This is a genomic window from Priestia filamentosa, assembly GCF_900177535.1.
GTDB lineage: Bacteria > Bacillota > Bacilli > Bacillales > Bacillaceae_H > Bacillus_I > Bacillus_I filamentosa.
This window is the reverse complement of sequence record NZ_FXAJ01000001.1, coordinates 937,494-950,385: the sequence shown is the minus strand read 5'-3', so window position 1 is coordinate 950,385 and position 12,892 is coordinate 937,494. Positions and strand designations below refer to the sequence as shown.

Here is a 12,892-nt window from a genome sequence, read left to right as displayed (position 1 = left end):
TCCTTTTAAGGTTATACACCTAGGGTTGCGCCCCCATCGACGCACAAACTATTCATCGTAATATGACCTGCTTTGTCAGACGATAGAAATAAAACGGCTTCTGCAATATCTGATGGAGTTGCTATTTTGTGAAGAGGTATACCCGTTTTATACGTATCAAGGGAACCTTTGATAAGGTTTTCTTCTCCTTTTTCGTCTTCCCATAGCAATTTCAGCATGTCTGTGTTCGTTGATCCTGGAGCTACAACGTTACAACGAATTCCAAACTGAGCAAGCTCTAATCCTAGACATTTCGTGAACATCGTTGCAGCTGCCTTTGATGAAGCATAAGCAGCCATATCTATTCTTGGCATATGGCCTGCATTTGAACTAACTGTTACGATAGAGCCACGTCTTCTATTGATCATATAGCGGCTCACTGTTCGAGACATAACAAATACTCCTGTTGTATTGACTGCAAAAGTTGCCGCCCAATCTTCATCGCTAAGTTCAACTGTTTTTCCCATCCGAAGAACGCCTGCAACATTTGCTAAACATTCAATAGGCCCTATATTCTTTTCAATATCATCAATTATTTCTTCAACATCCTTGCTTTTTGTAATATCTACTGAAAAAGCCTTTGCCTGATAATGTTCACTCTTTAAACTTTCTTCAACAGCGTGAAGATTTTGAACATTTTGATCCAATAAAGCAACAAAAAACCCTTCCTGAGCAAATCTCCTTGCTACTTCTTTCCCAATCCCTTGAGCTGCTCCTGTTATAAGGGCAACACTAGGCTTTCCTTCACCCATATCTTCACTTCCTTCTCTTCTATGCTGAAAAATTATCTTAGTAGTGCTTAATCAATTGATAATGATTTTCACTATCGATTGAACAGTTCAAATGATAATACTTCTCAACTACTCTCGTCAACCCTCTCAAACTTCTTAAAGAAAAAAAACAACTTTTCGACTATCTTTCTTTAAAATCCTAGAGCTATTTTTTTTTTTAGAATCCCCCTTATATATAAAGAGTTTTCTCTTCTTTCACGCTTCTTTTTCCTTTATTTTCTAAGTCTAAAGACCTAAACACGTTATCTAAAGAAGCTTATTATTTTTATTTTTTTCAAATTCTTCCTTGAATTTTAGAAGATTTCTCGCTATATTGATAATGATAATGATTATCAGTATCATGAATTCAGAAAGGAGAACACGCTATTTTAGCTGTACATACAAAAAATATAAAAGGGGTTAGGAACATGAAGAAGAAAATTGCTCTAATTGGAATGTCTACTTTACTTACGCTAGGACTTGCTGCATGCAACACAGAAAAAACAGCTCAGCAGTCTGATTCAAAAGCAGAAGAGACGAGCGCAAAGGAACAAACGATCAAATATTTAGGAAAAGAGTACACTCTCCCTGCTAACGTGGATAAAATTGCAGCAGCAAGCTTAGAATCGATGGAAGATTCTGCAGTGCTTGGCATTAAACCAGCAGCAACAATTACAGTAGGTGGGAAAATACCTGAATATTTAGCAAAAGACTTAGATGGGGCTACAGGCATTGGGGAAAAAATGCAGCCTGACGAAGAAACACTTCTCAATGTGGATCCTGACGTGATTTTATGGACATCAAAATCTCCTGAGAACGTGACTGAAAAGCTAAATAAAGTCGCTACAACCATTCCATACTCTCACGTTTCAGCAAACTGGAAAGATAACTTGCTTCTCTTAGGAGGACTAGCAGGGAAAACAGACAAAGCGAAACAGATTATTAGCGACTATGAAAAAGAAGCAGCTCAGTTAAAAGAAGATATTAGTGGCTCTGTAAAAGATAAAAAAGTACTTCTTGTACGCGTACGTGGTGGTAACTTGTATGTTTACCCACAAGATGTATATTTTAACTCTTCTCTATACAATGATTTTGGCATCAAAGTACCAGAAGAAATTAAACCTGTAAAAGCACAAGAGCTTGTTTCACTTGAAAAACTTGCAGATATTAATCCAGATTACCTTTTTGTTCAGTTTGCAGATAGCGAGAATGCTAAAACACCAAAAGCATTAGAAGATCTTCAGAAAAACCCCATTTGGAAAAGCATAAAAGCAGTGCAAGATGACAAAGTATTCGTAAATTCTGTTGATCCTCTTTTCCAAGGTGGAACAGCCTATAGTAAACAAGAATTCTTGAAAGCAGCAAAGAAAGACTTAACAAAATAATGTAAGGTGCGTTCACATATGCTAAAAACAAGCGCTATTCCTATTCTAATTTTATGTAGCACTCCATTTCTTGTAATTGCTACGATTCTATTATCCATTTTATATGGAGCAAAAGACATTAGTATTCTTAGCGTTTGGGATGCTTTCATGCATTATGACCCATCGAATGTTGATCACAATGTTATTCTCACCTCTCGTTTGCCGAGAGTGCTAGCAGCCCTGCTTGTCGGGGCTTTTCTAGCTATATCAGGAGCACTTATGCAAGGAATTACACGAAATTACCTTGCCTCTCCTTCTATTATGGGGGTTTCAGATGGATCTGCTTTTGTAATTACGATTTTGATGGTGGTCTCTCCAAACTTAAGTTCAACAACAATGATTCTTTACTCAATCGCAGGATCTGCTCTTGGGGCAGCACTTGTCCTTGGCTTTGGGTCTCTTGTTCCAAACGGCTTGTCTCCAATTCGTCTTGCCATCATCGGAACGGTCATTGGAACATTTTTAAGCGGCATCTCTTCTGCTATTGCCTCTTATTTTCAAGTGTCCCAAAATATAAGTTTTTGGTACAATGCGAAGCTTCATAGTGTCGATATGGACGTTTTAACTCTTTCTGTGCCGGCTGGGATTATCGGAATTTTCCTTGCTCTTTTTATCTCTAAATCTGTCACAATTCTTTCACTCGGTGATGAAGTGTCTACCAATTTAGGAGAACGTACAGGATTGATTAAAACCCTAGCAATTTTAGCGGTTGTGATTTTAACCGGTACAACTGTTGCACTTGTTGGAAAGATTGGCTTTGTTGGCCTTATTATCCCTCACATGACTCGATTTTTAGTTGGGATTGATTATAAATGGCTCATTCCTTGTGCAGGAGCTATTGGAGCTGTTTTTCTTGCTCTTTGTGATGTGATAAGTCGTTTTGTAAACTATCCTTTTGAAACACCTATTGGAGTTGTTACATCCCTTATTGGCATTCCTTTCTTTCTATATCTTGTGAAAAAGAAAGGGGGCGAAAAAAATGCCTAAAGATTCATGGCAGCGCTATACGCTTACAATTATCATTCTGTTGCTATTAATCTTAACAACAGGGTATTTTAGCTTAACAAGCGGGGCGTTCGAAATGACGGTACGAAACGTAGTAGAGACGCTTTTACGCATCAATGAGGATCCTAAATACGATCTTGTTATATTTGATTTTAGACTTCCACGTATTTTAATTGCCGGATTAGTTGGTTTAGGATTAGGAATTGCAGGAGCCGTTATTCAAGGGGTAACGCGCAACGGACTAGCAGACTCAGGGATACTTGGAATTAATTCAGGAGCTGGAACAGCAATTGTTCTATTTATGTTTTTCTTCCAAGGCCAAATAGCTAATTCCGGCTTCGTTTCCCTCATGATTATGCCAATTTTTGGACTTTGTGGAGGCCTTTTAGCCGCCTTCTTAATTTTCATATTTTCATGGCAAAACGGACGAATTGATACAGGAAGACTGATTTTAACCGGAATTGCGATTAGCTCAGGGTTTGGAGCTCTTTCTCTCTATCTTTCTCTTAAAATGAACTCCTCTGATTTTGAAATGGCAACAGTCTGGCTTTCCGGAAGTATTTACGATGCTAACTGGCACTATGTTCTCTCTATCGTGCCTTGGCTGCTCATTCTTATCCCTCTTTTATATCGAAAAGCTCATTTGCTCGACCTCTTTCAGCTTGAAGAATCAAGTATTAAAAGCTTGGGTGTTTCAGTTGAAAAAGAGAAGGTACTTTTACTATTAGGAAGTATTGGGATTGTTAGTGCATGTGTAGCTGTCTCAGGAAGCATTGCTTTTGTTGGCCTTTTGTCTCCACATATTGCAAGAAGGCTTGTTGGTGTTCACCATAGACGCGTTATTCCTGTTTGTGGCGGAATTGGAATGCTGCTTGTTTTACTTTCTGATTATATTGGAAAAACCATTTTTCAACCACTTGAGCTTCCGGTTGGTATCGTGTTATCGATTATTGGTGTTCCTTATTTTCTCTATTTACTTTCAAAAGCAAAAGCTTAGGAGGAATAAAATGAGTATTTTACGAACGGAAAATCTAGCGGCAAGCTATGAAAAGTTCTCAGTGTTTACAGATCTTAATGTAACCATCCCAAAAGGAGAAATCACTACAATTATTGGTCCAAACGGCTGTGGAAAATCAACGTTGCTCAAGACAATGGGGCGTATTTTAAAACAGCAACATGGAAACGTATATTTACAGGGCCAGAATCTAAACAAGATGGCAACAAAACAAATTGCTAAAAATTTATCGCTTCTTCCTCAAACACCAACTGCACCAAGTGAATTAAAAGTAGAAGAACTTGTCTCATATGGACGTTATCCACATCGTACAAATAAAAACAAGCTATCTTCTTATGATAAAGAAATGATCAACTGGGCCCTGGAAGTAACGAGAACATCTTCTTTTAAACATCGTGAAATTGGACAACTATCAGGAGGGCAGCGCCAAAAAGTATGGCTTGCAATGGCACTTGCGCAAGAAACAGAAGTGCTTCTTCTCGATGAGCCAACAACATATCTCGATATGGCCCACCAGCTTGAGGTGTTAGAAATTGTAGAAAATCTAAATAGGGATAAAATGCGCACAATTGTGATGGTTCTTCATGATATCAACCATGCAGCTCGTTTTTCTCACTATATTGTGGCGATGAAAAACGGAGAAATCATTCAAAAAGGCGCACCGCGAGATATTATTACCGAAGATGTGCTGCGCGAAGTTTTTGAAATTGAAGCACGCATTATGATTGATCCGTATAATGGCGCACCTGTTTGCTTTGGATATGATAGCATTGGAAAAAAACAAGAAGAATCATTTGAAAAAGTATATATCACAAACTAATGATGAGAGGAGAAAAAAGATGATTTCTATTCAGTCTGTCAATCATAATGAAGACTCTTTCAACCTTCATTCTAAAGAAGGAGTTTCATATCAAATTTCTGTTTATGTCCCTGATACAGCTCCCCCAGAGCAAGGATTTCCTGTTTTATATGTTCTTGATGGCAATGCTTTTTTTAGAACATTTCGGGATGCTGTTAGACTTCAAGCAAGACGTTCTGCAAAAACAAATGTTTTACCTATGATTGTAGTTGGAATTGGGGACGCTAGACGTGAAGACTTTGTTTCTGAGAGAAGATGCTATGATTTTACTCCCCCCTCTTCTTCTCTTAAATTACCGAAGAAACCAAACGGCGAACCATGGTCTGAAACAGGAGGAGCAGATACTTTTCTAGCTTTTCTAGAGGAAACACTGAAACCTCAGATCTTAGAAAACTATCGGATTGATACTGAAAACGAAGCACTTTTCGGTCATTCACTTGGTGGACTCTTTACTCTTTATTCGCTTTACACAAAACCTTCTCTTTTTAGCGCTTATATTGCAAGCAGCCCTTCCCTTTGGTGGAACGAGCGCGCTATCTTAGCAAAAGAAGAAGAGTTTAGGAACAACCTCCATAATGAGACTTTACATAAAAAGCTATTTGTGAGCATTGGTTCAGAAGAAAAAAGCCATATGGTCACAGACGCACAGGATCTTGCAAAACGATTTTCAGCAATAAACAGCAGCTCTTTTTCTTTTTCTTTTGTCGAAGCAAAAGGAGAAAACCATATGTCTGTTGTTCTAGCCGTATTAAGTCAATCTTTGCGGTTTATATCGCTTCGCACATAAAAAAAGAGAGGATTATGCCTCTCTTTTTTTATTTTACAGACTCCAAAAATTCTTCGATAGATTCTGGAGTTTTAGCATTAGCGCTATGTAGATGCGCCAGTTTTTCTCCGTTTCGATATACAAGAAGTGATGGAATACCCATTACTTGGTTTTCGTCTGCCACTTCTTCAAGCTCATCACGATCAACGGTAAACCACTTTTTATCGTCGTGTTTATTAATGATATCGTCGATAAACATATCAAGGCGCTTGCAGTCTGGGCACCACGTTGTTGTAAAAATCCCAACGTTTATTTCATCACCTGCAATAGCTTGCTGAAACTCTTCTTTTGATGTTAATTTCTTCATACTCTACACCTCCTACTACTCATTATAAAATCCCCTTACTCATTTTTCACGTTTTTTGTTTATCAATTCAACAATTTCTTTTGCTTTTGCAACACTTTTTGCACTAATTGGTTTTCTCACATGACAAGATTCTCGAACACCTGAAAACAAGTGAACTTCCTCAACATCTGTAACATCTAAAAAAGCCTTTAAATTCTCAGGTTTTAACCCTCGGCATCCCGTTAAATGTGGACGATTGCTTTTCTTTAAAAGCCTTTTAATATGTGGAAGACCATTTAAAGCTGTTCGCTCACGCCCTGATGTCCATACACTTTTTACTTCTTTATATTGGGCAAGAAGTTCCAAAGCTTCTCCTTGATCTTTTATAAAATCAAAGGCATTGTGAAAAGAAACATGCATCCCTCTTGCTCTATATAAGAGAAGCTCTAACATCTGTTTGTCAATTTCTCCTTCTTTTGTTAGGCATCCAAAAGATACTCCTTCTACTTTTAATTCCTTCATCATTTCAATGTCACGACACATTGTTTTTACATCATACTTGTTATACGCATATGTTTGACAATGTGGTTGAATAAGAACGCTTAGAGGAACAAATGAAAATTTTTTAATTTCTTCAACAAGTCCAAAGCTTGGCGTTACACCTTCATTTCCAACAGATGACATGACAACCATTCGATCTGCACCATTTTCTTGAGCAATAAGCGCATCTTCCACTGTTGTTACCGCAATTTCTAATAACACAACAGCCACCTCCTCCTGAATTTCTTTTACACTACCCTATCTTTCTCTCAACGAAAAGAGTCCTTTTTGCTAGGTCTTTTTCTTTTTTACGTAAACCAAAATAAAAAATAAGTTGACATAAAAACCGTTTTTCTTATAAACTCTTAACAAATACATTAAGGAGGTTTTCGAATAATGAAAACAAAAGAACTTGCTTTTGTGAGTATGATGGCAGCCATTATGGGCGTATTTGGTCTTTTCCCACCTATTATGCTATCTTTTACACCTGTTCCTATTGTGCTACAAAACTTTGTTGTTATGCTTTCTGGAGGACTACTTGGAGCAAGGCTTGGCGCTTTAAGTCAAGGACTTTTTCTTCTTCTAATTGCAGCAGGCATGCCGCTTTTAACAGGTGGACGAGGCGGATTTAGTGTTTTTGTTGGTCCAAGCGGAGGATTTATATTAAGCTACCCGCTTGCTGCCTTTGTTGTTGGTTTTATTGTACATAAAACAATAAAGAAACAGAATTTTTTAAACATTTTCAGTGCTACAATAGTAGGAGGTATTTTGACTACTTATGCAGTTGGTGTTCCTGTACAGGCCGCTTTTATGAATATCTCTTTTCTTCATGCACTAAAGCTTAGCGTTGTTTATTTACCTGGCGACCTTATTAAGGCAGCCGCTGCTTCCTTTTTCATTTTAAAATTAGCGCGAGTATTACGACCAAAGTTAAAAATAACAACATCTAAAGCATCGTAGAGTGCTCGTTTTTAAAGGTGGAATAACCATGAATATTACAAGTACATATGAAAAATATGCAGACAGAAGTCCGCTTCGTCCTGCCCTTGTTACAGCGAAAGAAACACTTTCTTATAAAGAGTGGAACAATTTAATTCAAAAAACAGCAGGATGGTTTCAAAACTATTCAAAGAAACCTTTAAAAGTGGCCTTTTTGCTCCAAAACAGTCTAGAATTTTTACAAATATTCACTGGGGCATCAAGAGCGGGATGGACAGCTATTCCGCTTGATCCCCGTTCATCACCAATGGAACTAGAAGAACGTCTTTCTCTTTCTTCTCCACACGTTTTACTAACTTCCGCCTCTCTTTCTAGGAAACTCTCTTTTACAAAGAAATTCGCCTTAGTAGAGGATTGGAAAATAGAAGTAGAGAAAACATTACCTTCTCCTGTTCTCTCTGTTGACCCACTTTCCCCTTTCTATATGGGATTCACATCAGGTTCAACAGGAAAACCAAAAGCTTTTCTACGCTCACAGAAGTCATGGGTAAAAAGCTTTGACTGCAACAAAACAGATTTTCATATGCATAGTGAAGAATGCGTGCTTGTACCAGGACCACTTGTTCATTCTTTATTTTTGTATGGAGCTATTAGCACGCTCTTTCTCGGAGGAACCGTCCATCTTCTGGAGAGATTTTCTCCTTCTGCTGTTCTCTCTCTCCTAAAATCCAAAAATATAACAACCGTATACAGTGTTCCAACAATGATTGAGGCACTGCTTTCTAAAGGAGAAAAAGTGAATTCCTCTTTTAAAATGCTCTCTTCAGGTGCAAAATGGGAACCGTCCACGCGTCAAAAAGCTCTTGCCCTTTTTCCTTTTATGAAGCATTACGAATTTTACGGAGCATCTGAACTTAGCTTTGTTTCTGTGTTGAATAATGAAAATCGAAATCATGCTTCTTCTGTTGGCACACCTTGTCAGCATGTTTCTGTTAAAATTGTCGGTGATAAAGGAGAAATTCTCCCTCCTCGTGAAATTGGAACTGTTTACGTAAAAAGCGAGCTGCGTTTTCTTGGCTATTTAAAGGGAGACGGAATAGACTCTCCTAATGAGTGGATGACCGTTGATGATATGGGCTATCTTGATGAACAAGGCTTTCTTTACATTATCGGGCGAAAGCATAATATGATTCTTTATGGCGGCTTAAATATTTTCCCTGAAGAAATTGAAGAAATATTAAAGAAACATGAAAATGTACAAGAAGCAGCAGTCATTGGAGTAACTGACGCTTATTGGGGACAAAAACCACTTGCTTTTATTGTAGGAAATGCTTCAAAAAGAGAACTTTCTTCCTTTGTACGAAAGCACCTTTCCTCGTATAAAGTACCAAGGTTATGGCGGTTTGTGAAGGAACTTCCGTATACATCAAGCGGAAAGATTGCTCGGCAAGCGTTAAAAAATCACCTAGAAACGGAGGAAATACAATGAAGGAAGCCTTAATTGTTCAAGCAAAACGAACGCCAATTGGGCGTCAAAATGGCGTCTTTAAGACAAAAAATGTAGAAGAATTAACAGCTCCTCTCCTTTACGAGCTATCGCGCTGTATTCCTGGAACAATTGATGAAGTTATTTTAGCTCATACAATTGGTCCAGGCGGAAACCTTGCCCGCCTTTCTCTTTTGCAAGGAGGGCTTTCCCCAAGTATCCCTGGCTTAACACTTGATCGTCAATGCGGAGGTGGTCTTGAGGCTATTCGCCTCTCAGCTGCTTTGATTAAAAGCGGCAGTGGAACATGCTACTTAGCTGGAGGTTCAGAAAGTACAAGCACCTCTTCCTACAAACAAAGAGCGAGATTCTCTCCTGATGAAATTGGGGATCCTGATATGGGCCTTGCTGCAGAATATGTGGCTCAAAAATACGGTATTACACGTGCGAAGCAAGATGAGTATGCCCGCATCAGCTATACGCGGACATATGAAGCTCTTCAAAACGGGAGTTTAAAAGAGGAAATCCTCCCTCTCTTTGGGATTGATTGCGATGAAACATTAACTCGTAAACCACCTAGTGAGCGACTCTTTTCGCGCGCAGCTCCTTCTTTTTTACGTGATGGAACAGTTACAGCAGCAAACTGTGCAGGCATTAGTGACGGCAGCTGTGTTACCGTTGTGATGGAAGGGGAACGAGCGAAAGAACTTAACATGTACAGAGGGCTTAAAATACTCGGTACCGCTTCAGTTGGCGTGCATCCTCACTTCCCTGGAGAAGCACCCATTAAAGCAATACGTAAACTGCTTGACGAACAAAATTTAACTGTTCATGATATTGATTTATTTGAAATTAATGAAGCTTTTTCTTCTAAAGTTGTGGCATGCGCTCGGGAACTTCACATTCCAATAGAACGTCTTAACGTAAGAGGCGGAGCAATCGCCCTTGGTCACCCGTACGGAGCATCAGGTGCCATGCTTGCTACTCGCCTTTTTTATGAAGGACAAAAGAGAAACGCCCGCTATGCTATAGCTTCAGCTGGAATTGCTGGAGGACTTGGGCTCTCTATATTATTTGAGGTGATAAAATGATCGATGGTAAATTTTCGATTCTGATAACAAAGCAAGATGTTCAAGAGTATGCTAACTCAGTTAACGAAAAAGAAGGTATCTATTTTTCTGAAGAGGACGCCAAACAACATGGTTTTGCCTCGATTCCCCTCCCTCCTTCTATGCCTTTTTTATTCCTTAAACCGAAAGAAGTATTATTCCATGGAGTTGTTCATCGAACACAATCTTTCGACTATAATCAACCCCTATACATCGATACAAACTACATGTGCGAATATACCTTTAAAGAAGTGAAAAGACGACACGGCTATATTTTTTACGAACAAAAGCTTACCATTTTTAGTGAAAAAGGAAATCAAGTTGCAACATGTTCCTCAACTCTAATCAAAGGAGAAAGAGAATGAAAACTTATACTATTTTTGTAAGCGAAGAAGATATCAACAATTATGCAAAGGTATCTTCTGACTATAATCCCATTCATATGAACAAAGAAGAAGCAAAAAAGTATGGGTTCAAAGACCGAATTGGGCATGGCATGCTTTCGATGGGGAAAGTAATGGCTGCTCTGTCTTCTTCCATCCCGAAACGCTCATACGTCAAGCAGTATAACATGACCTTTCTTTCTCCTTTATATATAGGACAGTCCATTTCTTTAACTGTAGAAGAAAAAGGAGAAACGTTACATGTAAAAGGAGTATGTGAAGGGGAAAATATTGTCAAAGGAAACATTTCATTTTCTTCTTTATAAGATTGAAAAAGAAACACATTGAAAGTTGTTTATCCTTCCTAAACACAGTACCTTTACTTACATAGGAAAGAAAGGAGCAGCACTTGAGCACCTTCCAAAGCGCTACCTTCATAAGCTTTGGGAAGCACCCTCTGAAGTTTTAAAAGAAGCTTGTATTGAACTTGGAAAAGACTACCCTCATCCAATTGATGACCATAAAGAAGCTCGTGAACGTGCACTCCAGCGTTACGAGGCAGTAAAATCTTCATAGTATAATCCATAAAGGCTCTAGGAAAATTTAATATATATCTTTTAGAACAACGTTTTATTAAAAAATGCTCAATTCCTTTTCATTCTCTTTTATTTCTCTTATAATGAAGAAAGGGAGAAGAGCTAAGAAAGGGAGTTGATTAGCATGAAATTGACTGTTTCAGAAGAGGCAGCAAACTGGTACAAGGAAGCTTTACATATCGATAACGGAAGTAAAGTTCGCTTTTTCGTACGCTATGGTGGCTGCAGCACTGTTCAAAAAGGATTTTCCCTTGGCGTGAAATCAGACGACCCGCTTAAAATTGGCGCTTCTGACGAACAAAATGGAATTACTTTCTTTATCGAAGATGAAGATCTCTGGTTCTTTGATGAGCATGATGTATCAGTTACACTTGATGAACAAGGGGAAGAACCTCTATTTCACTACAACAAATAAGAAAAAGCGTAGAAGAATATTCTTCTACGCTTTTTTTGCTTTTAAATAAGCTTCATGCCACGTTGGAAAATACTTTCGCATTGAAACTGGGCGAAAGTTTTCTTTTTTTACACACGCATGTTTACTATAGCCAATAACAGATAGATCACCGTCACCATTATAGATTTCATAGCCATATGTTACTCGCACTCCATCATATTCTTCAATCCATGTATGTACAGAAGCTACTTCTCCATATTTAACGGGCTTTTTATATTGAGCATTAATTTCTAGCACAGGCGAAAGAATCCCATCCTTCTCCATATCTGCATAGCGAAATCCAAGCTCTTCAATCAATGCAGTGCGTCCAATTTCCATCCATATTACATAGTTTGCATGATATACAATGCCCATTTGATCTGTTTCAGCATAGCGTACTTCAATATCTTTTTTGGATAAAATCATAATTTTCCCTTCTATCTTCTAAGTTTTCTCTTTTATTTTATCACATGTTTCTTTTTGAATAAAAAAAGAAAGGCTGCATTACGCAGCCTTTCTCCTTTACGAATAGCCGTTTTCGCGGTCAGCGGCTTCTTCTTTTACTTCATTACGCATCGCTGTAAGGCTTTCTTCTCGACGATGGTTTTTCGCTTCAATATCAGCACGGTCCTTTTCAGAAGCATGGTCAAGAGCATCTTCTGCTTTGCACATGTTTTCAACTGTGTTGTTAATTGCTTCTTGAAGTCTTTCTACGTTATCACTACGATCATCTGGATTTGGTTGTTGCCATGCCATTTTTCATTTCCTCCTTTGATGAATAACAATGGTAGTTGAAGAAACTGTTTTATGATGAGCATGGGAGATGTCCCATTTATGTTGGTTATTCGCCTTTTGTTTGCATCACTTGGGCGTGTTTGCCTGATTTATCTTGCATCTTTTTCCCTTTATTTCCACCTGCAGCACGAGGTTGTGTACCAATATGGTTTGGAACAAAGTGTTCGCTATCGCGTTTTGCATTGCTCATAGTTCTTCCCCCCTCGCCTTTTACTATAACCAAGACGAGGGAAAACTATGTACGTATTTATCCTTCTTCCCGACTCATACGTGCTTCAAGACGCTCTTCCAATTTATCCAATGCTTCCTTATCATTTAATAACGCCTGCTTGTTTTCATGTAAAAGCTGTGTAAATGAACGTTTTCTAACTTTTCGCATTTTTCTCT

At 38.4% G+C, this 12,892-nt stretch carries 19 protein-coding genes; 12 read left to right on the top strand and 7 right to left on the bottom strand.

Annotated features, from left to right (window positions below):
- Nucleotides 1-11: 11 nt before the first annotated feature.
- Nucleotides 12-791, bottom strand: coding sequence for a 2,3-dihydro-2,3-dihydroxybenzoate dehydrogenase (locus tag B9N79_RS05020; RefSeq protein ID WP_040056526.1), 780 nt, complete (start codon nt 789-791; stop codon nt 12-14).
- A gap of 446 nt (nt 792-1,237) precedes the next feature.
- Here B9N79_RS05020 and B9N79_RS05015 point away from each other — a divergent pair, with 446 nt between their 5' ends.
- From B9N79_RS05015 to B9N79_RS04995, 5 genes are read left to right on the top strand one after another with little or no spacing between them, the layout of a single operon-like run.
- Nucleotides 1,238-2,194, top strand: a complete 957-nt coding sequence (locus B9N79_RS05015) for an ABC transporter substrate-binding protein (RefSeq protein WP_019392066.1) — start codon at nt 1,238-1,240, stop codon at nt 2,192-2,194.
- An 18-nt stretch (nt 2,195-2,212) separates the two neighbouring features.
- A complete protein-coding gene (locus B9N79_RS05010) occupies nt 2,213-3,220 on the top strand; it encodes a FecCD family ABC transporter permease (protein WP_019392065.1) in 1,008 nt (335 codons plus the stop codon).
- Nucleotides 3,213-4,235, top strand: a complete 1,023-nt coding sequence (locus B9N79_RS05005; protein WP_019392064.1) for a FecCD family ABC transporter permease — start codon at nt 3,213-3,215, stop codon at nt 4,233-4,235. The genes B9N79_RS05010 and B9N79_RS05005 overlap by 8 nt, the downstream gene beginning before the upstream one ends.
- Nucleotides 4,236-4,245: 10 nt before the next feature.
- Nucleotides 4,246-5,073 carry an ABC transporter ATP-binding protein gene (locus B9N79_RS05000; RefSeq protein ID WP_019392063.1) on the top strand — a complete coding sequence of 276 codons (828 nt, stop codon included), beginning with the start codon at nt 4,246-4,248 and terminating at the stop codon, nt 5,071-5,073.
- A 19-nt stretch (nt 5,074-5,092) separates the two neighbouring features.
- Nucleotides 5,093-5,899 (top strand): alpha/beta hydrolase, encoded by an 807-nt coding sequence (locus tag B9N79_RS04995; protein WP_040056527.1) that lies wholly within the window; start codon nt 5,093-5,095, stop codon nt 5,897-5,899.
- Nucleotides 5,900-5,927: 28 nt separating this feature from the next.
- Here the strand turns inward: B9N79_RS04995 and B9N79_RS04990 are convergent, their stop codons facing one another.
- Both B9N79_RS04990 and B9N79_RS04985 read right to left on the bottom strand, forming a co-directional pair.
- Nucleotides 5,928-6,245 carry a thioredoxin family protein gene (locus B9N79_RS04990; protein WP_040056528.1) on the bottom strand — a complete coding sequence of 106 codons (318 nt, stop codon included), beginning with the start codon at nt 6,243-6,245 and terminating at the stop codon, nt 5,928-5,930.
- Between the two features lie 39 nt (nt 6,246-6,284).
- The gene (locus B9N79_RS04985) at nt 6,285-6,986 is read right to left on the bottom strand and encodes a copper homeostasis protein CutC (protein ID WP_040056529.1); all 702 of its coding nucleotides are present in this window, start codon (nt 6,984-6,986) and stop codon (nt 6,285-6,287) included.
- Between the two features lie 174 nt (nt 6,987-7,160).
- Between B9N79_RS04985 and B9N79_RS04980 the strand changes: the two genes are divergently transcribed.
- From B9N79_RS04980 to B9N79_RS04950, 7 genes are all read left to right on the top strand, one after another.
- Nucleotides 7,161-7,724, top strand: a complete 564-nt coding sequence (locus B9N79_RS04980) for a biotin transporter BioY (RefSeq protein ID WP_040056530.1) — start codon at nt 7,161-7,163, stop codon at nt 7,722-7,724.
- A gap of 28 nt (nt 7,725-7,752) precedes the next feature.
- On the top strand, nt 7,753-9,192 hold the full coding sequence (locus B9N79_RS04975) for an AMP-binding protein (RefSeq protein WP_085117870.1): 1,440 nt from the start codon (nt 7,753-7,755) through the stop codon (nt 9,190-9,192).
- Nucleotides 9,189-10,280 (top strand): acetyl-CoA C-acyltransferase, encoded by a 1,092-nt coding sequence (locus tag B9N79_RS04970; RefSeq protein WP_040056532.1) that lies wholly within the window; start codon nt 9,189-9,191, stop codon nt 10,278-10,280. Before B9N79_RS04975 ends, B9N79_RS04970 begins: the two co-directional genes overlap by 4 nt.
- Complete coding sequence (locus B9N79_RS04965; protein WP_046217725.1) at nt 10,277-10,663, top strand: FAS1-like dehydratase domain-containing protein; 387 nt, start codon at nt 10,277-10,279, stop codon at nt 10,661-10,663. The genes B9N79_RS04970 and B9N79_RS04965 overlap by 4 nt, the downstream gene beginning before the upstream one ends.
- The gene (locus tag B9N79_RS04960; protein ID WP_019392055.1) at nt 10,660-11,007 is read left to right on the top strand and encodes a MaoC/PaaZ C-terminal domain-containing protein; all 348 of its coding nucleotides are present in this window, start codon (nt 10,660-10,662) and stop codon (nt 11,005-11,007) included. Before B9N79_RS04965 ends, B9N79_RS04960 begins: the two co-directional genes overlap by 4 nt.
- 25 nt (nt 11,008-11,032) lie before the next feature.
- On the top strand, nt 11,033-11,257 hold the full coding sequence (locus tag B9N79_RS04955; RefSeq protein ID WP_046217727.1) for an FAD-binding domain-containing protein: 225 nt from the start codon (nt 11,033-11,035) through the stop codon (nt 11,255-11,257).
- A 144-nt stretch (nt 11,258-11,401) separates the two neighbouring features.
- Nucleotides 11,402-11,692 carry a HesB/YadR/YfhF family protein gene (locus B9N79_RS04950; RefSeq protein WP_040056535.1) on the top strand — a complete coding sequence of 97 codons (291 nt, stop codon included), beginning with the start codon at nt 11,402-11,404 and terminating at the stop codon, nt 11,690-11,692.
- A 24-nt stretch (nt 11,693-11,716) separates the two neighbouring features.
- Here B9N79_RS04950 and B9N79_RS04945 read toward each other — a convergent pair whose 3' ends face one another.
- From B9N79_RS04945 to B9N79_RS04930, 4 genes are all read right to left on the bottom strand, one after another.
- The gene (locus B9N79_RS04945) at nt 11,717-12,136 is read right to left on the bottom strand and encodes an acyl-CoA thioesterase (protein WP_019392052.1); all 420 of its coding nucleotides are present in this window, start codon (nt 12,134-12,136) and stop codon (nt 11,717-11,719) included.
- Between the two features lie 96 nt (nt 12,137-12,232).
- On the bottom strand, nt 12,233-12,466 hold the full coding sequence (gene tlp, locus B9N79_RS04940; RefSeq protein WP_019392051.1) for a small acid-soluble spore protein Tlp: 234 nt from the start codon (nt 12,464-12,466) through the stop codon (nt 12,233-12,235).
- 85 nt (nt 12,467-12,551) lie between these two features.
- Nucleotides 12,552-12,695 (bottom strand): acid-soluble spore protein N, encoded by a 144-nt coding sequence (locus B9N79_RS04935; protein WP_040056536.1) that lies wholly within the window; start codon nt 12,693-12,695, stop codon nt 12,552-12,554.
- A 57-nt stretch (nt 12,696-12,752) separates the two neighbouring features.
- A complete protein-coding gene (locus B9N79_RS04930) occupies nt 12,753-12,884 on the bottom strand; it encodes an FbpB family small basic protein (protein ID WP_019392049.1) in 132 nt (43 codons plus the stop codon).
- Nucleotides 12,885-12,892 lie beyond the last annotated feature (8 nt).